Origin of the sequence: Nocardia asteroides, assembly GCF_900637185.1 — a bacterium.
GTDB classification, from domain to species: domain Bacteria; phylum Actinomycetota; class Actinomycetes; order Mycobacteriales; family Mycobacteriaceae; genus Nocardia; species Nocardia asteroides.
The window spans coordinates 899,727-918,385 of sequence record NZ_LR134352.1 but is presented as its reverse complement, the minus strand read 5'-3'; the positions used below and the strand labels follow the sequence as shown (position 1 = coordinate 918,385).

Genomic DNA, 18,659 nt, shown 5'->3' with positions numbered 1-18,659 from the left:
TTGAGATTTTTAACCGAGAGGAATGCGCATGCGGGACGCCGTGGACCTGATCACCGAGCACTGGGGAATCCAGCGGCCCGATGTCGACGTCTCACCGATGGAGATCGTCGGCCGCATCACCCGGCTCTCGCGCATCCTGGAACAGGACCTCAAGCGCTTCTTCGCAGGTCACGGCATGGAATTCTGGGAGTTCGACGTCCTCGCCACGCTGCGCCGCTCCGGCGGCGACACCGGCCTCACGGCGGGCGCGCTGAACCGGGCGGCCATGGTCACCTCCGGCGCGATCACCAACCGGATCGACCGGCTCGAAGCCAAGAACCTGGTCCGCCGGGTGCCGTCGCCCGACGACCGCCGATCGGTCTTCGTCCAGCTCACCGCCGAGGGCAGAGAGCTGGTGGACCATGTCCTGCCGCTGCACGTGGAGAACGAACAGCGCCTGCTCGCCTCCCTCGGCGCGGACGACCGCGCACAGCTCGCGAACCTGCTGCGCACCCTCGCCGTCGGCTTGGACGACGTCACCCTCGACTGAGCGGGACGCCGGAGCCCGATGGCGCAGGCGAATCCACGACCCTCGACCACCGCAGCACGCTGCCACTTTCGGGCACTGCGCGTGATCGGCACCGGGTCGTCGCCGGCTGGCGTCGTCGAGCCCGACTCGGTCGCCCCGGCCTAGCACCATCGGCGCGCCCACAGCACGAGGGTGCCTGGCGCGGCAGTGGCCGCGAGACGCGTCGGGACAGCCCGGCCGCTACTCGCCGCCGTAGAAGCCGGGCGCGGCGGGATCCGCCTGACCCTGCGACGCGACAGCCGGATTCTGCGGCACTGCAACGGGATTCGCCGGTCCCTGCGGCACGGCCGGGCCGTGGACCGGGCCGGGCGCGAGGCCCACCGGCGCGTTGCCCACGGCGGCCTGCGACGGTGCGCCAGGCTGTGCGGGCGCGCCCGGAGCGACGCCGACGGGCGCCGAGCCCTCCGGCGCGGTCACCTTCGGCTGACCCGAGGCCGAGGGCGGCAGCTGGTCGCCCGCGTCCGGGACCAGCTGCAACAGGGTCGAGAAGTCGACCACCTGGGCGCCGAGCGTCTTCGTCGCGACGATGACGCCGTTGGTGTACAGCCGGTACGTGCCCGCCCGCTGCGGCAGCAGCATCTCCGGTCCGATCGGGGCGCCGATGGCGCTGTCGGGACCGCCGATCCGCCGGTACTCGGTGTCGATCGCGCTCTCCCCGGCCAGCGCCTCGATGGTGAGGTCGGGTTCGGCGGGCGCGGCGGGGGCGGGCGCGGTGACGATGACGTCGTCGGGCGCGGGCCCCACCTCGAAGGTCTGGATGTCGGCCGGGCGGCCGCCGTCGGGCGCCGCCGAGTACTCCGAGCGCAGGATCAGCCCGTCCCGCAGCAGCACGGTGCCCGCGGTGGCGGCGACGGCCTCGGTGGTGCGCGCGTCCTCCTTCACCGTGCCGGGATACACCTGGCAGTCGGTGGTGTCGCAGGTCTGCGCGTAGTCGTAGCGGTTCTCCGCGAGGGCGTAGGAGCGGGCGGCGATGGCCTGGGCGCGTAGCGCCTCGAACGCGCCCTGATCGGCCCAGTTCGCCTGCATCTCGGCGGGCAGCAGGCCGGCCAGGTAGTCGTCGAGGTCGACCTGGTTGACGGTCCGGTACCGGTCGCCCTCCAGCGCGACGCCGAGCGCGCCGCGATAGGCGGTGCCGCCGCAGAGCGTGAGGTGTTCGTCGGCAGGCCTGCCGGGCCCGGCGTCGACCGGGTAGACGAACGGATCGTCGGTGGCGGCCTGCCACAGGACCTCGCCGTCGCAGCCGGTGGTCACCACGACATTGGCGCCGCCGTCGGGCAGCGGGGTGAGGTGGGCGGCTTCGCCGGGACCGATCATCCGGCCCGCGACCAGCGCGCCCGCGGCGGCGAAGGTGTCGAGGGTGGCGTCGTCCTGGGCCTGCAGCCGGACCCCGATGGTGGTGGGCCCGACCTGGCCCAGCTCGGCCCCCGGGTAGTAGTGGCCGAGGATCTCCTCAGCGGTCCAGCCTTCGCGCGCGTTGTCGAACGCGCCGACCTGGCTCATCCCGCGTCCGTGACCCGCGCCCACGGTCGGGGTGATCTGGCCCGGCAGGATCTGCCAGAGGCCGAACGCGCCGGTCAGCGCCAGTGCGGTACCACCGACGAGCACCGGCAGCGGTGCGGTCCTGAGCAGCGGCACGACGCGGCGCCTGGTGCCCCTGCGGGTCCTGCGGTTGATCTTGGTGTCCGCTCTCATACTGCGCTCCCACGGTGTCGCGGTTCGACCGGCGGAGCTCGCGTCGGCATGTCGTCGCGGCCGAGCGGGTTCCGAAGGCTACATTCGAGCAATCACATAATCCTCAAGTTGAGGTTTAGATGTGTGACGTATGTTAACTAGTGTGGTGTGTGAGGCAAGAGGAAGCAAGCATCACTTGCCGGTGAAGCCACCAAGGTCTACGAGCTCGACCCTGATTGGAGAAGGCACGTGCGATATCGAAAGCCGAAACGTTCCTACGTGCTCCCGGTGGTCACCACGCTCGCCGTCGCGGCTCCCGTCGGCGCCTTCGCGCTGAGCGACTCGACCGATTACCGCAGCACCAACGAATCCCAGCTCGCGGCGGTGCCGACCCAGCTGGCCGAGGTCGCGCTGACCTCCGTCCCCGACATCACGGTCCCGCTGCGCGAGCTGACCGGTCTGGACCTGCCCGATCTACGGCTGTCGGACCTGCAGATGCTGCCGCTACCCGACTCGATCCCGGTGCCGCCGGGATTGCCCGTTCCGCCGGGCGTGGCGCTACCCACCGAGATCCCCCTGCCGCCGCTGCCGACCAAGGCGCAGCCGACGACGACCACGCCCGCACCCGCACCGCAGGGCAACGCGCCGGCCGCCCGGCCCCCGGTCCCGAGCACCTCGGTCCAGACCGCGCCGCCCGCCGCGCCGACCACGACGACTTCAGCCGCGCCGGCGCCCATCGCTCCGGCACCGGCAGCTCCCGCGGCTCCGGCACCGGACGCCCCGGCACCCGCCGCACCCACGACGACAGCGGCCCCCGCCGCACCGGCGACCACCCAGCCGCCCGGTGCCCCGGTCGCCCAGCACCGCCCGACCGGCATCAAGTTCGTCGCCGATCCGGCCAACCTGGAACCGGGCACCACCCCGGACACGCCCGCCCTCGCCCCCGGCGCGGTCGGCTCCGACCTGGTCGACCAGGTGGGCGCGCAGGTCAAGGAACTCACCCAGGACACCCCGTTCAGCATGGTCGCCGTCACCGCGCGCGACCTGGTGAACACCACGACCAAGCTGCGGGCCCGCCAGCAGGACGGCAACTGGGGCCCCTGGTACGACGCCGATCCGGTCGACACCAGGGCCACCGACCACACCCCCGCCGACGCGCCGACCGGCACCGAGCCGATCTACGTCGGCGAGACCACCGCGGTGCAGATGCTGGTGACCCGCAAACCCACCGCGGGCCCCGACCACAGCGACCCGGCGCACCTCACCGAGGCCGCCCTCAAGGCCGTGCTGATCAACCCCGGCCGCGCCGCCATCGACGCGGGCCTCGCCGATGTCGCGGCCGCGCTGCCCGGCGGCGGACCCAAGGTCATCACCCGCGCGCAGTGGGGTGCCGACGAGTCGATCCGCTGCGAGGAACCCACCTACGACGACGGCGTCGGCGGCATCACCGTGCACCACACCGCTGGCCGCAACGACTACAGCCGGGCCGAGTCGGCAGGCATCGTCCGCGCGATCTACGCCTACCACGCCGAAACTCTCGGCTGGTGCGACATCGGCTACAACGCCCTGGTCGACCAGTACGGCCAGATCTTCGAGGGCCGCTACGGCGGGCTGGATCGCGCCGTGCAGGGCGCGCACGCGGGTGGTTTCAACGAGAACACCGCCGGTGTCGCGCTGATGGGCAACTACGAGAACGAGGACCCGAGCGCCGAGTCGATCAACGCGATCGGCCGCTTCATCGGCTGGCGGTCCAAGATCGCGGGGATCGATCCCGAGGGGCACACCACGATGTACTCCGAGGGCACCGAGTTCACCCCGTACGCCCTGGACGAGGCGGTCGACCTGCCGGTGGTGTTCGCCCACCGCGACGTCGGCAACACCGACTGCCCCGGCGACGCCGCCTACGCGCTGATGGACCGCATCCGCAGCATCGCCGCGGGCAACGGCAACTACAGCTCCCCCGCGACGCCGAACAACCGGCCGCCGAGCCAGCAGCAGGCCCGCGCCCCGCAGGGCAACATGGCCGAACTGGGCGCCCTGGTCGACAAGCTGCTCGGCCTGTCCGGCTCCAACGACATCGCCCGGCACTGGGTGAGTCGCGGCGGCGTGGACGGTCCGCTCGGCGCGCCGCAGTCGGATCTGCTGGCCGGCGCGCAGGGCCGCCAGTACGCGAAGTTCGCCAACGGCTACGTGTTCTCGGGCGAGAACGGCGCGGTCTTCGAGGTGGTGGGGGCGATCCTGGATCGCTACCTGAGCCTGGGCGCCGACACCGGAGTCCTCGGCCTGCCGACCGGCAGCGCGTACCTGGTGCCCGACGGTCTGCGCACGGACTTCCAGCACGGATCGCTGGTGCTCAACGAGCTCACCGGCATCGTCACCACGTTCTGGAAGACCTACAACGAGACCTACAAGGCCGAGATGGAAGGCATGAACGGCACCAAGACCCCGCAGGCGCCGGCCACCACCGCCCCCACCTCGTCGGCGCCCGCCGCCCCGGCGGCCCCGGCACCGGCCGAGCCGGTGACCCCCGCGCAACCGCAGGAGGTTCCCGCCGAACCGGCACCGGCCCCGCCGGTCGCCGTCGAGCCCGCCCCGGCCGGCTGATCCCCGGTCACGGCGAAGAACAGCCGGTGCGCCTCCTCGCGAGGGCACCGGCTGTTCACGTTTCGGGTCAGCTCCACCAGCGCTCGAGCACCATGGCGACACCGTGGTCGATATTGCTGCCGGTGACCTCGTCGGCCGCGGCCCGCGCCTCCGGATGCGCGTTGCCCATGGCCACCCCGTGCCCGGCCATGCTCAGCATCGGCACGTCGTTGGGCATGTCGCCGAACGCGACGATCGAGCCCTCGTCGATGCCGACCCGCCGCGCGACCTCCACCAGCCCCGACGCCTTGGTCACCCGCGGCACCGCGATCTCGATCAGCCCGTGCTCGGTGGAGTAGGTGATCTCGGCGCGGTCCCCGACCAGCGGCGCCAGCGCGGCGCGCATCTCGGAACTGCGGGCCGAGCTGAGCCGGATCAGCATCTTGATCGCGGGTGAGTCGATCACCTCGGCGTGCGAGACGACGGTGTCGTCGGGGTTGAGCCAGGCGTGCTCGTAGGTCGGCGAGCTGACGAACTGCGGCGTCGCCGCGTCGTGCGCGCTCGCGCCGACCCGCTCGGTGGCCAGCCCGCAGCCGGGTAGCGCGTGTTCGGCGAGCTCGGCCAGCCAGGCGAGAGTGTCGACGTCGAGGGTGTGGCTCGACAGCACCCGATCGGTGGCGCTGTCATAGATGACCGCGCCGTTGCCGCACACCGCGAGCGGCGCGTAACCGAGTTCGGTGACCACCGGTTCGATCCAGCGCGGAGGACGCCCGGTGGCCAGCACGAAGTGGGCGCCGTCGGCGACGACCGCCGCGACGGCGTCCTTGGTACGGGCCGAGACCTTGTCCGCGTCGTCGATCAGGGTGCCGTCGACATCGGTGGCGACCAGCTTCGGTTTCGGGTGCACGGGCCTCATCCGTTCCATCCTGCCGCACGTCGCCACGCGGCGACGGCGCAGTGTCCTTATGATCAGGGCCTGAATACCCGATCCAGAGGGGACTGATGACCGGCTTCTTGTTGCGGCGCACGCTCAACTACATCGTGCTCCTGTTGCTGGCATCGTTCATGACGTTCAGCCTGGCCTCGCTCACGTTCAACCCGCTCGACAGTCTCGAGCAGCGCAATCCGCGCCCGCCGCAGTCGGTGATCGACGCCAAGGCGGAGCAACTGCACCTCGACGAACCGATCCCCCAGCGCTATCTCACCTGGCTCGGAGGTGCGGTGCAAGGGGATTTCGGGACCACGCTGTCCGGCCAGCCGGTAAGCGAGGAGCTGGGCAGGCGGGTCGCGGTGAGTCTGCGGCTGCTGATCCTGGGATCGGTCATCGGCACCGTGCTCGGTGTGCTGATCGGCGCGGCGGGGGCGATCCGGCAATACAAGTTCAGCGACTATTTCACGACGATCCTCTCGCTGCTGATCATCTCGACGCCGGTCTTCCTGCTCGCGACTCTGCTGAAATACGGTGCGCTGCAGATCAATACGGCAACCGGAACGCAGATCTTCCTCTACACCGGCGAGACCTCGGCCAATCAGGTCGTCGGCGTGTGGAACCAGATCGTCGACCGCGCACAGCATCTGGTGCTGCCGACGCTGGTGCTGGTGCTCGGCGCCGCCGCCGGTTACAGCCGCTACCAGCGCAACGCGATGCTCGACGTGCTGCAATCCGACTTCATCCGCACCGCCCGCTCGAAGGGCCTGAGCCACCGCCGCGCGCTGTACAAGCACGGCCTGCGCACCGCCCTGATCCCGATGGCGACGATGTTCGCCTACAGCCTCGGCGCGCTGATCACCGGCGCCACCTTCGTCGAGAAGATCTTCGGCTGGCACGGCGTCGGCGAGTGGTTCGTCGACGCGATCAACGCCCAGGACCTCTACATCGTGGTCACCGTCGCCACCTTCTCGGGCCTGGTGGTGCTGGTCTCCGGCCTGCTCTCCGACATCGTCCTGGCGTTTCTCGATCCGAGGGTGCGTGTGTCATGACCGAAACCGAACTCATCGCCGTCGGCGCGCCCGAGTCGGCCGCGGCGGGCCGCAGCAAGCTGGTCTGGCGCCGGTTCCTGCGCAACAAGCCCGCCGTCGTCGGCGCGGTGGTGTTGCTCCTGCTGCTGATCGCGAGTTTCGCGCTGCCGCCGCTGCTGCCGTGGGACTACCAGCAGATGGACTACAAGGCGCTGCTGAAACCGCCGAGCCTCGAGCATCCGTTCGGCACCACCCAGATCGGTCAGGACGTGCTCGCCCAGACCATGCGCGGCCTGCAGAAATCGCTGATCATCGGGTTCTGCGTCGCGTTGTTCTCCAGCGTCATCGCCTCCACGGCGGGCGCGCTGGCCGGCCTGCTCGGCGGCTGGACCGACCGGGCCATCATGTGGCTGGTCGACCTGCTGCTGGTGGTGCCCGCGTTCATCATCATCGCGCTGTTCGCGCCGCGCACCAAGGGCTCTGGCTCGATCGTCATCCTGATCGTCCTGCTCAGCGTGTTCGGCTGGATGATCGCCGCGCGCATCATCCGCGGTCTCACACTGAGCCTGCGTGATCGCGAATTCGTCCGCGCCGCACGGTATATGGGCGCGCCGACGCACAAGGTGATCATCAGTCACATCATCCCGAACATCGCCTCCATCCTGATCATCGACACCACGCTGGCCGTCGGCGCCGCGATCAGCGCCGAAACCGGGCTGAGCTTCCTCGGTTTCGGTGTGCAGCCGCCCGACGTGTCGCTGGGTTCGCTGATCGCGGCGGGCACCAAGTCGGCGCTGACCTACCCGTGGCTGTTCCTGTTCGCCGGTGGCCTGCTGATCACGATCGTGTTGTGCGCCAACCTCGTCGGCGACGGCCTGCGCGACGCCTTCGACCCGAGCGCGCGCGGTGCGCGGGTGGCGCGCAAGGAGATCGCCGAGCGCAAGGACCAGGCGCAGGTGAAGCTGAAGAAAGCCGAGAAGCGATGACCGCGACCACGTCCACCGCACCGCTGCTCGAAGTGAGCGACCTGCGGGTCTCGTTCCCCGGCGAGGAGGGCCGCGTCGACGCGGTGCGCGGGGTGAACTACACCGTCGCCGACGGCGAGGTGCTCGCCATCGTCGGCGAGTCGGGCTCCGGCAAGTCCGTGTCGTCGCTGGCGGTGATCGGTCTGCTGCCCGAGCAGGCGCGGGTGCAGGGTTCGATCCGGCTGCGCGGGCGCGAGCTGCTCGGCCTGGGCGACAAGCCGATGTCGCAACTGCGCGGCTCCTCGATCAGCATGGTCTTCCAGGACCCGCTCTCGGCGCTGACGCCGGTCTACCGGGTGGGTGACCAGGTGGCCGAGGCACTGCTCGCGCACGGCTCGATGGGCCGCAAGGAAGCGGGCGAGCGCGCGATCGAGCTGCTCGAACTGGTCGGCATCCCCGATGCCAGGACGCGCGCGAAGGCCTTCCCGCACGAGTTCTCCGGCGGCATGCGCCAGCGCGTGGTGATCGCGATGGCCATCGCCAACGATCCCGCCCTGATCATCTGCGACGAGCCGACCACCGCGCTCGACGTGACCGTGCAGAAACAGATCCTCGACCTGCTGCGCAAGGCCCGCGACATCACCGGCGCCGGCGTCATCATGATCACCCACGACATGGGCATCGCGGCGACGATCGCCGACCGGGTCGCGGTCATGTACGCGGGCAAGGTCGTGGAGACCGCGCCGGTCGCCGAGCTGTTCACCGCGCCGCGGATGCCGTACACGGTGGGCCTGCTCGGCTCCATCCCGCGCATGGACGGCCCGCCGCGCTCCCCGCTGATCCCCATCGTCGGCACGCCGCCCGCCATGCACGCGCTGCCGCAGGGGTGTTCGTTCGCGCCGCGCTGCCCGGTCGCGATCGACGACTGCACCGCCGCCGAACCGCCGCTGGAGAAGGTCGCGCCCCGGCATTCGGTGGCCTGCATCCGCACCGCGGAAATCGGTTCGGCCCAGCTGTTCGAGGCCTACCGCAAGGAGATCCCGGCGCCGCCGACGCCGGAGTCCGTCGACTCCGACGTGGTCCTGCGCGTCACCGACCTGGTGAAGACCTTCCCGCTCACCTCCGGTGTGGTGTTGCGCCGCAAGACCGGCGAGGTGCGCGCGGTCGACGGCATCAGCTTCGACGTGCGCGCGGGCCGGACGCTGGCGCTGGTCGGCGAGTCCGGGTCGGGCAAGTCGACGACCCTGTCGCAGATCATGGATCTGGTGCGGCCGCAGTCGGGCAGCATCGAGGTGCTCGGCAACGATGTCGCGACGCTCACCAAGGCCCGCACCCGCGAGATCCGCCGCAAGATGCAGATCGTGTTCCAGGATCCCAGCGCCTCGCTCGACCCGCGCCTGCCGATCTTCGACGCGCTGGCCGAGCCGCTGCGCATCGACGGCCGCTCGCGCGAGGAGGTCAACCGCCGGGTGCCCGAGCTGCTGCGCCAGGTGGGCCTGCGGCCCGAGCACGCCGAGCGCTACCCCGCCGACTTCTCCGGGGGCCAGAAGCAGCGCGTCAGCATCGCCCGCGCGCTGGCGCTGGATCCGCAGCTGCTGGTGCTGGACGAACCGGTGTCGTCGCTGGATGTGTCGATCCAGGCCGGCGTGCTGAATCTACTGCGTGACCTGCAGGCCGAGCGCGGGCTGTCGTACCTGTTCGTCTCGCACGACCTGTCGGTGGTGCGCAATCTCGCCCACGACATCGCGGTGATGCTGCGCGGCAAGATCGTCGAATCCGGCCCGGCGGAACAGATCTTCGCCGATCCTCGGCACGAGTACACCCGCGCGCTGATCGCGGCGGTCCCGGAACCCGTCGTCAGCGGCTGATCGCCAGGAGGCACGCCATGAGATCCCGAGCAATGCAGGCCCGCCGTGGCGCGCGGCTGCGGTGCGCCGCCGTGGTGGTGGCCGCGGGGATGATCGTGGCGGGCTGTGGGTCCGGCGACGAATCGGCCGCCGGGCTCACCGACGCGCTCGGCACCACCAGCGACATCAACCCGGTGGAGCGCTCGCAGCTGCGCGAAGGCGGGAATCTGCGACTCGCCACCACCAGCTATCCGGCGAACTGGAACACGCTGTCCAACGACGGCAACGACGGCGAGATCGCCGACATCCTGCGCCCGATGATGCCGCGCTCGTTCGAGATCGACGCCGCGGGCAAGCTCAGCGTCGACACCGACTACTTCACCGACGTGGCCCTCACCGGCACCGATCCCATGAAGGTGACGTACACGATCAACCCGAAAGCGGTGTGGTCGGACGGTTCCCCCATCACCTGGGAGGACATCGCCGCCCAGGCCAACGCGCTCAGCGGCCGCGACAAGCGCTACCTGATCGCCATCACCAACGGCTTCGAGTTCGTCGAGAAGGTCGAACGCGGCGTCGACGACCGCCAGGCCGTGCTCACCTTCCACACCCCGTTCGCCGACTGGCGCGGCCAGTTCGCCGGCAACAGCTCGCTGTACCCGAAGTCGGTGACCAGCACGCCCGAAGCGTTCAACACCAGCCTCGTCGACGCCATCGCGCTCACCGCGGGCCCGTTCCTGGTCACCGGCACCGACCGCGGCCAAGGCCGGATCACGTTGGGCCACAACCCGAAATGGTGGGGCGAGAAGCCGGTCCTCGACACCATCACCTACAGCGTCCTCGACCACTCCGCCTGGGTGCAGGCCCTGCAGAACAACGAGCTCGACCTGGTCCGCCTGACCACCATCGACGACGTGAAGACCGTGCGCGGCACCGAGGGCCTCGTGGTGCGCCGCGCCCCCGGCAACCGCTGGCGCCACATCACCTTCAACGGCGCCCCCGGTTCGATCCTGGCCGACCCGGCGGTGCGCGTCGCCATCTCGAAGGCCATCGACCGGCAGGGCATCGTCACCGCGATCCAGAACGGCCTGGTCGAGAACCCGGCGCCGCTGAACAACCACGTCTTCCTGCAGGGCCAGCAGGGCTACCAGGACAACAGCCTCGGCTTCGACCCCGAGGCCGCCGCCCGCGAACTCGACGCGCTGGGCTGGGTCCGCACCGGCGACGTGCGCGAGAAGGACGGCCGCAAGCTGGTGATCCGCGACGTCATGTACAACGACCCCACCTGGGTCCAGATCGCGCAGATCGTCCAGCAGAACCTGGCCGCCATCGGCGTGGGCCTGACCATCGACACGAAACCGTCGGCGGGCTATTTCACCGACGTCATCCAGCCCGGAGATTTCGACGCCGCCCAGTTCATCTTCCAGGGCGACCCGTTCCCGCTGTCCAGCATCCGCCAGATCTACTACTACGACCCCGCCGACCTACAGGGCAATTTCGGCCGCATCGGCTCCCCCGAACTCAACGCCCTCATCGAACGCACCCTCACCGAACTCGACCCCCAGAAGTCCGTCGACCTGGCCAACCAGGTGGACCGCATGGTGTTCGAGGAAGGCCATTCCCTGCCGCTCATGCAGTCCGACGGCAGTTTCGGCGCCCGCGCCACCCTCGCCAATATCGGTTCGCCGGGATTGGCGTCGTACGACTACACGAAGATCGGATTCACGAAATGACCACTGCTACCTATGTCTCCCGGCTACGCCGGGTCGGCTTCCGCGTCGCGGCGCCCGCCGTCGCGTTGAGTTTGGTGTTGGGTGGTTGTGGATCCAACTCCACGGTGGAGTCGCAATCGAGCGCGATCGGCGCGATCAACGACATCAATCCGCAGGAGCGGGACGCGCTGCGGGAGGGCGGGAATCTGCGCCTGTCGCTGACCAGCTTCCCCGAGACCTTCAACAGCCTGCACGTCGACTCCGACGGTGAGGTCAGTGATGTCACCGGCTGGACGCTGCCCGGCTCGATCAACTCCGACGCCGCGGGCAATCTCACGATCGACCACAACTACTACACCGACGTCCAGCTGACGAACACCAACCCGCAGCAGATCGTCTACACGATCAACCCGAAGGCCGTGTGGTCCGACGGCTCCCCCATCACCTGGGAGGACCTGCGCGCGCAGGCCGCCGTGATGAGCGGTCGCGACCCGGCGTTCAAGATCAGCCACGACCAGGGTTACAGCAGTGTCGAGAAGGTCGAGCGCGGCGTCGACGACCGGCAGGCGATCGTGACGTTCGCCGAGCACTACGCGGAGTGGAAGGGCCTGTTCAATCCGCTGTATCCGCGTCAGCTGTCCGCGTCGACCCAGTCGTTCGACGACCTGTACCGCAGCGAGATGCCGCTGTCGTCGGGCCCGTTCATCATCACCTCGATCGACCGCGCCCAGCAGCGCATCGTGCTCAGCCGCAACCCGAAGTGGTGGGGTGACGCCACGAAGCTGGACACGGTCACCTACAGCGTCCTGGCCGACGAGGCCCGCCTGACCGCCCTGCAGAACAACGAACTCGACGCGGCAGGACTCAGCGGAATCGACGAGGTCACGACCGCGACCGGGACGCCGGGAATCAAGGTTCGCCGCGCTCCGGCGAACAGGTTCTCGCACTTCACCTTCAACGGCGCACCCGGCTCGCTCCTGTCCGATCCGAAGCTGCGCATCGCCATCTCCAAGGGCATCGACCGCCAGGCCATCGCCACCGCGACCCAGCAGGGCATCGTCACCGATCCCAAACCGCTGAACAACCATCTGTTCCTCGTCGGCCAGAAGGGTTACCAGGACAACGCCGAGTCGGTGTCCTACGACCCGGCCGAGGCCGCCCGCATGCTCGACGAGCTCGGCTGGAAGCTCAACGGTGACGTCCGGGAGAAGGACGGCCGCAAGCTCGAGATCCGCGACGTGATGTACCAGGCCGACACCTGGACCCAGATGGCCCAGATCGCCCAGCAGAATCTGGCGGCCATCGGCGTGAAGCTGAAAATCGAGACCTACCCGGGCAGTGGCCTTTTCACCGACGTGATCGACCCGGGCAATTTCGATATCGCCCAATTCGTCTGGTCCAAGAGCATTTTCCCGCTCGGCGCGCTGCCCCAGATCTACGCCTACGATCCGGCGAATCCGCTGAGCAACAAGGGCCGGATCGGTTCGCCGGAATTGAACGCCCTGATCGAAGAGGTGATCGCCGAGCTCGATCCGGAGAAGGCGATCGAATTGGCGAACAAGGCCGACCGGATGATCTTCGAGGAAGGTTTCTCCCTGCCCATCGTCCAGTCCGCGGGTACGGTCGCGGTGCGGGACACCCTGGCCAACTACGGTGCGCCTGGTTTGGCGTCGTACGACTACACGAAGGTGGGTTTCGTCAAGTAGCCGAACCCTGCCGCACCCGTGTAGCGAACCTCCCGAAAGGAGCGGACATTGCGAATGCGTTCGATGACCACACGGCTGGCGATACCACTGGTAATCGTCGGACTGATCGCTACCGGGTGCGGCTCGGGCGGGGACACCTCGTCGACCGGTGAGGCGGCCTTGGGCACGACCAACGACATCAATCCGAAGGATGTCAGCGAGCTCAGGGACGGCGGAAACCTGCGCCTGGCCATCCCGTCACTGCCGGAGAACTGGAACGCCCTGCACACCGACGGGAACGACGCGCAGATCGCGGCGGTCCTGCGGCCCACCATGCCGCGCGCGTTCACCACCGACGCGGCGGCCGAGCTGACGGTCAATTCCGATTACTTCACGAGTATCGAGATGACCTCGACGGAGCCGCAGCAGATCACCTACACGATCAATCCGAAGGCGGTGTGGTCGGACGGTTCGCCCATCACCTGGGAGGACATCAGTTCGCAGGCCAACGCGCTCAGCGGCAAGGACAAGAACTACCTGATCGCCATTTCCAACGGTTTCGATCGGGTGGCGAAGGTCGAGCGCGGCGTGGACGACCGCCAGGCGATCATCACCTTCGACAAGCACTATGCCGATTGGCGCGGCCAGTTCGCCGGAAACAGTTTCCTGTACCCGAAGTCGATCACCAGCAGCCCCGAGGCGTTCAGCAGCTTGGCCGACGGGCCCGGTCTGTCGGCCGGACCCTTCAAGGTGCAGTCCATCGATCGCGGACAGGGCCGTATCGTCCTGGACCGTAATCCGCTGTGGTGGGGCGAGACGCCCAAGCTCGACACCATCACCTACAGCGTGCTCGACGACGCGGCGACGCTGCCCGCTCTGCAGAACAACGAGATCGACGCGGTCGGGCTCGCCGATATCAACGACATGCAGACCGCCCGCAGCACGCCGGGCATCGTCATCCGCCGCGCGCCCGGTAATCAATGGTCCCATCTGACTTTCAACGGGGCGCCGGGTTCCATTCTGGCGGAGCCGGGTGTGCGCGTCGCGATCTCGAAGGCGATCGACCGGCAGGGGATCGCCAACGCGATTCAGAACGGCCTGGTCCAGGATCCGAAACCGCTCAACAATCACATTTTCCTCGCCGGGCAGAAGGGCTACCAGGACAACAGTCTCGGTTTCGATCCCACCGCGGCGGCCGCCGAGCTCGACGCGCTGGGCTGGAAACTCAACGGCGAAGTGCGAGAGAAGGACGGGCGCAAACTCGAGATCCGCGACGTGATGTACAACGCCGACACCTGGGTCAGCATCGCGCAGATCATTCAGCAGAATCTCGCGCAGATCGGCGTCAAGCTGAACATCGAGACCAAACCGGGTGCGGGTTTCTTCACCGAGAACATCCATCCGGGCAATTTCGATGTGGGGCAGTGGAGTTGGGTCGGCGATCCGTTCCCGCTGGGCAGCCTTCCGCAGATCTACGGCCTCTACCCCGGCGACGTCCAGGGCAATTACGGCCGGATCGGTTCGCCCGAACTCAACGACCTCATCGAACAGACCATTTCCGAACTCGATCCGGCCAAGGCCGTCGAGCTGGCCAACCAGGTCGACCGGAAGGTCTTCGAAGAGGGGCATTCGCTGCCGCTGATGCAGTCGCCCGGCAACGTGGCGGTGCGCGACAACCTCGCCAATTACGGCGCCGCCGGACTGGCCTCCTACGACTACACCAAGATCGGTTTCGTGAAGTAGCACCGTGACGAATTCCCCGGCGCGCGCACTCACCTATCCGTTGGTCGTCACGTCCGGCGCTCTCGCGGTCATCGCCGTGTTGGTGCCGTTCGCCGATCTGGATCAGGTGAGCGCGCTCGCCGTGGTGACGGTGGCGATTCTGGGTGGGACGGCCTATCAGCTCGGGCTGGCGTTCGGGTTGCTGCCGAGTGGGCTGGTGGCTACCGGGGTGGTGGGTGGCAGGCGGGTCAGGCAGCAGCATCGGCTGGTGAGCCGGTCGTGGCTGGAGATCACGAGCGGGGACCGGATGGTGTGGCAGCCGGTGTTCTTCGATCCGAGCCTGTCGGGGCTGCCGCCCACCGAGCTGGAGCTGACCGGCCGCTCGATACGCGCGGGCGAGCTGCGATTCTTCCCGTCCGGCCGGGTCCGCACCACCGAGCCCGCGGGCAAACTGATCGACAACCCGTCCCGCCCCACCGAGCCGCGCGCGTTCGGCACGGCCCGCCGCCTGGTCCTGGACGCCCAGCCCGCCGTCGGCGCCCCACTGCTCGGCCTGCTCTGGGTCTACGTCATGAACGGCGGCATCCCCGCCTTCGCCGGCGCCACCCTCGTCGCCGCCACCACCTTCACCTGGCTCTCCGCCATCCGCGGCTCCGACCCCAGCTGATCCGACTCCGTTCGTCTCTGGAGCCTTTGCTGGAAACACAACTGGTCTGACCACTTGACCTCTTGACCTGTGGGGTGGAGGATCGAGGCATGGCATGGACTCCCGTGGTGAAGCGCTCGGTTTCCGGTGATGTGTTCGAACAGATCGCCAACGAGGTGCTGGGCGGGGAGCTGGCCGCCGGGAGCACGTTGCCGAGTGAGCGGCAGCTGGCGGAGGCACTGGGGGTTTCGCGGCCCGCGGTGCGCGAGGCTCTGCAGCGGCTGGCCGCGGCGGGGCTGGTGTCGGTGCGGCAGGGCGAGGCCACCACGGTCCTCGACTATCGCCGCAGCGCCGGGCTCGAGGTGCTGCCCCGGCTACTGCTGCGCGGGGACACCATCGATCCGGCTGTCGCCCGGAGCATCCTCGAGGCGCGGCTGCACAACGGGCCGAAGATCGCCGAACTGGCGGCGGCCCGGGTGCGCCGGAGCTCGACGGAGGTCGACGACGTACTGCACCTCCTGCACGAATCCGTGGATTCCCTTGTCGCCGAGTCCGACCCGCTCACCCAGCAGCGGATCGCGCTCGAATTCTGGGACCACGTGCTCGATCTCGCCGATTCCATCGCGTTCCGGCTGATGTTTTCCATGCTTCGCGCCGCCTACGAACCAGCGCTGGCGGCGCTCGCGCCGATCATGTCCGCCGAGGTGGGCAATGGTGACGCGTATCGAGACCTGGCCGCCGCGATCGCCGCGGGCGAGCCGGACCGGGCCGCCGAGTCCGCGCGAGCACTGCTCGGGCCGGCGACCACCGCTCTCATCCACGCCCTCGACGGGGCGTGATCCACCCGAGGAATCGCCATGCAGAAAGACCGTCCGACAACGACGTCGCACGACACCACCGCGGCCCGCCCGCAGTCTCGCGCCCTCCGCCGTGCCGCGACACTCCCCGACATGGCGCGCGAGTTCGTCCGGCATCCCTCGCCGTGGATGATCGCCACCGTGTTCGTCGCCGCCCTGGCGGGACGGATCGCGGTCGGCGACTGGCAGCTCACCGACGCCCTGATCCCGCTGATCGTGATCGCGACCTTCCCGCTGACCGAGTGGATCATCCACGTCACGGTGCTGCACTGGCGCCCACGCCACCTCGGCCCGCTCACCATCGACAGCGAACTGGCACGCAAACACCGTGCGCACCACACGGATCCGCGCGCCACCCCCCTCGTGTTCATCCCCCCGAAGTCGCTCACGCTCACCATCGTCGCCCTGGTCGCCATCGCCCTGCTGGCCTTCCCCCGCCTGAGCCTCGGCCTCACCTTCCTGCTGACGATCACCACCCTCGGCCTCCTGTACGAGTGGACCCACTACCTCATCCACACCGACTACAAGCCCAAGCACGCCCCGTACCGCGCGGTCTGGCGCAACCACCGCCACCACCACTACAAGAACGAGCACTACTGGTTCACCGTCACCACCTCCGGCACCGCCGACCGCCTCCTCGGCACCGCCCCCGACCCGGCAACCACCCCCACCTCCCCCACCGCCCGCCACCTCCACGCGGGGTGACACCGCGACAATGAGAATGGGACCCCGCAAGCGAGGTCCCATTCTCATTTCGTCTGTCCGCGGGGGGAGGCCGAAGCCCGCGAGTCCCGCGACTAATGCGTTCGAGTGTGCCATGGAGGAGGTCAGTGCGGTCTTGCCCCAGCGTCCCTGACCGGACGGAGCCCGGCTCAGGTCAATAGGCGGGTGGCGATGGTGGCGGCTCGGGTGGCTGCGGCTGGGGAGTTTTCGCGGACGGCGGTGACTATGGCGCCGTCGATGAGGAGGGCCAGGTCGGGGGCGAGGAGTTCGGGGGTGGGGTGGTTCGCGGCGGTGAGGAGTTCGGTGAGGTAGGTGATGACGCGGCGTTTGTGGCGGTCGGCCACCTGGTGGGCCGGTGAGGTGGGGTCGGCTACCTCGATCATGGTGTTGATGAAGGCGCAGCCGCGGAAGTCGTTGCGGGCGAAGCGTTCCGCCAGGGCGGTGAAGACGGCCAGGGGGCGATCGGCGGGGTCTTCGACGGATTCGACGCACGTGCGCAGCCAGTCGAGCCAGCGGCGGTCGCGGTCTTCGAGGACCGCGACGACGAGGTCGTCCTTGCTCGCGAAATGCCGGTAGAAGGAGGCGCGGCCGACGCCGGACTCCTGGAGTAACCGGTCTACGCCGACCGCGCGGACGCCCTCGGCGTAGAACAGCGCTTCCGCGGTGGTGAGCAACCGTTGCTTGGCCTGTGTCGCCATGCCGTCACCGTACCAGAACGGAAACGGTCGGTACCGAGTTGCTTGACCACAACGGAACCGATCAGTACCGTTCGGGTTCGGTACCGATCGGTGCCGTTGTCGAAAAACCCTGGAGCGCACGATGTCCCGACTCCCCCTCATCGCCGCCGACACCGCCGATGGTGAGCAGGCCGAGCTGCTCACCGAGGTCGAGCGCCAGCTCGGCCGGGTACCGAATCTGTACGCCGCCATGGCCAACAGTCCGGCCACCCTACGGGGGTATCTGCGCCTGCGGGACTCACTCTCGCGGGGCAAGCTCGGCGCGCGCACCCGCGAGCAACTGGCCCTGCTGATCGCCGCCGACAACGGCTGCGAATACTGCGTATCGGCGCACACGACGCGCGCCACGAAAATGGGCTTCACCCCCGAGGCGATCGCCGCGACCAAGGCGGCGCGGGCCGAGGATCCACACGCGGCGGCGGTGCTGCGCTTCGCCCGTGCCGTCCTGCGCACCGGCGGCCGGGTGGGCGACGAGCAGCTGGCCGAGGCGAGGGCGAGCGGTGTCGGCGACACCGAACTGACCGAGGCCGTCGGCCATGTGGCGCTGAACGTGCTGTCGAACTATTTCAACCATGTCGCCCGCCCTGAGCTGGACTTTCCGCTCGCTCCGAGCACACACCACGAGGCATCGATGACGCCGAGATGGCGGGCCGCCGACAGCGTCACCCTGGTCGAGGGGTACCTGCTCACCGGCGCCGACGGACAGCGGGTCTCGACCGTGCGCGACGTGCGCGTCGCCTTCGAGGGCGGGTTCGCGCACATCCGCGTCGACGGAACCGACCAGGTGCAGGTGGTGTCGGCGCCGGCGGTCGCGCTGATCACCTATCGCTCGGCGGCCTGATTCCGCGCAGCACCGAATGCCCGGCTCACCCTTCGCGTGAGCCGGGCTTTCGTGTGTGCGCCGCGGGAAATTCGATCCCGCCGAACGCTTGACACGTTTATACCGTAGGGGGGTATGGTACCGACCACGAGACGCACTCCGCT

At 68.9% G+C, this 18,659-nt stretch carries 15 protein-coding genes; 12 read left to right on the top strand and 3 right to left on the bottom strand.

Features of this window, described 5'->3' with window-relative positions; all coding sequences use genetic code 11:
- The first annotated feature begins 28 nt into the window (after positions 1-28).
- Positions 29-529: a MarR family winged helix-turn-helix transcriptional regulator gene (locus tag EL493_RS04430; protein WP_036835541.1), complete on the top strand. Its 501-nt coding sequence runs from the start codon at positions 29-31 to the stop codon at positions 527-529.
- 219 nt (positions 530-748) lie between these two features.
- On the opposite strand, the gene EL493_RS04425 is transcribed toward EL493_RS04430, so the two are convergent.
- Positions 749-2,260 (bottom strand): SpoIID/LytB domain-containing protein, encoded by a 1,512-nt coding sequence (locus EL493_RS04425; RefSeq protein ID WP_019044390.1) that lies wholly within the window; start codon positions 2,258-2,260, stop codon positions 749-751.
- Between the two features lie 228 nt (positions 2,261-2,488).
- Here EL493_RS04425 and EL493_RS04420 point away from each other — a divergent pair, with 228 nt between their 5' ends.
- Positions 2,489-4,843, top strand: a complete 2,355-nt coding sequence (locus EL493_RS04420; RefSeq protein ID WP_022566538.1) for an N-acetylmuramoyl-L-alanine amidase — start codon at positions 2,489-2,491, stop codon at positions 4,841-4,843.
- A 67-nt stretch (positions 4,844-4,910) separates the two neighbouring features.
- On the opposite strand, the gene EL493_RS04415 is transcribed toward EL493_RS04420, so the two are convergent.
- Complete coding sequence (locus EL493_RS04415) at positions 4,911-5,747, bottom strand: HAD family hydrolase (RefSeq protein WP_019044388.1); 837 nt, start codon at positions 5,745-5,747, stop codon at positions 4,911-4,913.
- A gap of 77 nt (positions 5,748-5,824) precedes the next feature.
- Here EL493_RS04415 and EL493_RS04410 point away from each other — a divergent pair, with 77 nt between their 5' ends.
- The 9 genes from EL493_RS04410 (at position 5,825) to EL493_RS04370 (ending at position 16,920) form a co-directional block, all read left to right on the top strand.
- Positions 5,825-6,802, top strand: a complete 978-nt coding sequence (locus EL493_RS04410; protein WP_019044387.1) for an ABC transporter permease — start codon at positions 5,825-5,827, stop codon at positions 6,800-6,802.
- Positions 6,799-7,767 (top strand): ABC transporter permease, encoded by a 969-nt coding sequence (locus tag EL493_RS04405; RefSeq protein WP_019044386.1) that lies wholly within the window; start codon positions 6,799-6,801, stop codon positions 7,765-7,767. The genes EL493_RS04410 and EL493_RS04405 overlap by 4 nt, the downstream gene beginning before the upstream one ends.
- Positions 7,764-9,614 (top strand): ABC transporter ATP-binding protein, encoded by a 1,851-nt coding sequence (locus EL493_RS04400; protein ID WP_019044385.1) that lies wholly within the window; start codon positions 7,764-7,766, stop codon positions 9,612-9,614. Before EL493_RS04405 ends, EL493_RS04400 begins: the two co-directional genes overlap by 4 nt.
- Before the next feature lie 17 nt (positions 9,615-9,631).
- The gene (locus tag EL493_RS04395; protein WP_126405553.1) at positions 9,632-11,326 is read left to right on the top strand and encodes an ABC transporter family substrate-binding protein; all 1,695 of its coding nucleotides are present in this window, start codon (positions 9,632-9,634) and stop codon (positions 11,324-11,326) included.
- Positions 11,323-13,011, top strand: a complete 1,689-nt coding sequence (locus EL493_RS04390; protein ID WP_022566540.1) for an ABC transporter family substrate-binding protein — start codon at positions 11,323-11,325, stop codon at positions 13,009-13,011. The genes EL493_RS04395 and EL493_RS04390 overlap by 4 nt, the downstream gene beginning before the upstream one ends.
- A gap of 48 nt (positions 13,012-13,059) precedes the next feature.
- On the top strand, positions 13,060-14,733 hold the full coding sequence (locus EL493_RS04385; protein WP_030201740.1) for an ABC transporter family substrate-binding protein: 1,674 nt from the start codon (positions 13,060-13,062) through the stop codon (positions 14,731-14,733).
- Between the two features lie 4 nt (positions 14,734-14,737).
- Positions 14,738-15,379, top strand: coding sequence for a hypothetical protein (locus EL493_RS04380; RefSeq protein ID WP_019044381.1), 642 nt, complete (start codon positions 14,738-14,740; stop codon positions 15,377-15,379).
- Between the two features lie 89 nt (positions 15,380-15,468).
- On the top strand, positions 15,469-16,197 hold the full coding sequence (locus EL493_RS04375) for a FadR/GntR family transcriptional regulator (protein ID WP_030201737.1): 729 nt from the start codon (positions 15,469-15,471) through the stop codon (positions 16,195-16,197).
- 111 nt (positions 16,198-16,308) lie between these two features.
- The gene (locus EL493_RS04370; RefSeq protein ID WP_019044379.1) at positions 16,309-16,920 is read left to right on the top strand and encodes a sterol desaturase family protein; all 612 of its coding nucleotides are present in this window, start codon (positions 16,309-16,311) and stop codon (positions 16,918-16,920) included.
- 167 nt (positions 16,921-17,087) lie between these two features.
- Here EL493_RS04370 and EL493_RS04365 read toward each other — a convergent pair whose 3' ends face one another.
- Positions 17,088-17,636: a TetR/AcrR family transcriptional regulator gene (locus EL493_RS04365; protein WP_019044378.1), complete on the bottom strand. Its 549-nt coding sequence runs from the start codon at positions 17,634-17,636 to the stop codon at positions 17,088-17,090.
- A gap of 121 nt (positions 17,637-17,757) precedes the next feature.
- Between EL493_RS04365 and EL493_RS04360 the strand changes: the two genes are divergently transcribed.
- A complete protein-coding gene (locus EL493_RS04360) occupies positions 17,758-18,516 on the top strand; it encodes a carboxymuconolactone decarboxylase family protein (protein WP_019044377.1) in 759 nt (252 codons plus the stop codon).
- Positions 18,517-18,659 lie beyond the last annotated feature (143 nt).

Bases quoted from the DNA above. Each gene is read 5' to 3' on its own strand.
- EL493_RS04390 (WP_022566540.1), top strand. From the start codon at position 11,323: ATGACCACTGCTACCTATGTCTCCCGGCTACGCCGGGTCGGCTTCCGC.
- EL493_RS04365 (WP_019044378.1), bottom strand. From the start codon at position 17,636: ATGGCGACACAGGCCAAGCAACGGTTGCTCACCACCGCGGAAGCGCTG.
- EL493_RS04425 (WP_019044390.1), bottom strand. From the start codon at position 2,260: ATGAGAGCGGACACCAAGATCAACCGCAGGACCCGCAGGGGCACCAGG.
- EL493_RS04360 (WP_019044377.1), top strand. From the start codon at position 17,758: ATGTCCCGACTCCCCCTCATCGCCGCCGACACCGCCGATGGTGAGCAG.
- EL493_RS04400 (WP_019044385.1), top strand. From the start codon at position 7,764: ATGACCGCGACCACGTCCACCGCACCGCTGCTCGAAGTGAGCGACCTG.
- EL493_RS04410 (WP_019044387.1), top strand. From the start codon at position 5,825: ATGACCGGCTTCTTGTTGCGGCGCACGCTCAACTACATCGTGCTCCTG.
- EL493_RS04405 (WP_019044386.1), top strand. From the start codon at position 6,799: ATGACCGAAACCGAACTCATCGCCGTCGGCGCGCCCGAGTCGGCCGCG.
- EL493_RS04395 (WP_126405553.1), top strand. From the start codon at position 9,632: ATGAGATCCCGAGCAATGCAGGCCCGCCGTGGCGCGCGGCTGCGGTGC.
- EL493_RS04415 (WP_019044388.1), bottom strand. From the start codon at position 5,747: ATGGAACGGATGAGGCCCGTGCACCCGAAACCGAAGCTGGTCGCCACC.
- EL493_RS04375 (WP_030201737.1), top strand. From the start codon at position 15,469: ATGGCATGGACTCCCGTGGTGAAGCGCTCGGTTTCCGGTGATGTGTTC.
- EL493_RS04370 (WP_019044379.1), top strand. From the start codon at position 16,309: ATGGCGCGCGAGTTCGTCCGGCATCCCTCGCCGTGGATGATCGCCACC.
- EL493_RS04430 (WP_036835541.1), top strand. From the start codon at position 29: ATGCGGGACGCCGTGGACCTGATCACCGAGCACTGGGGAATCCAGCGG.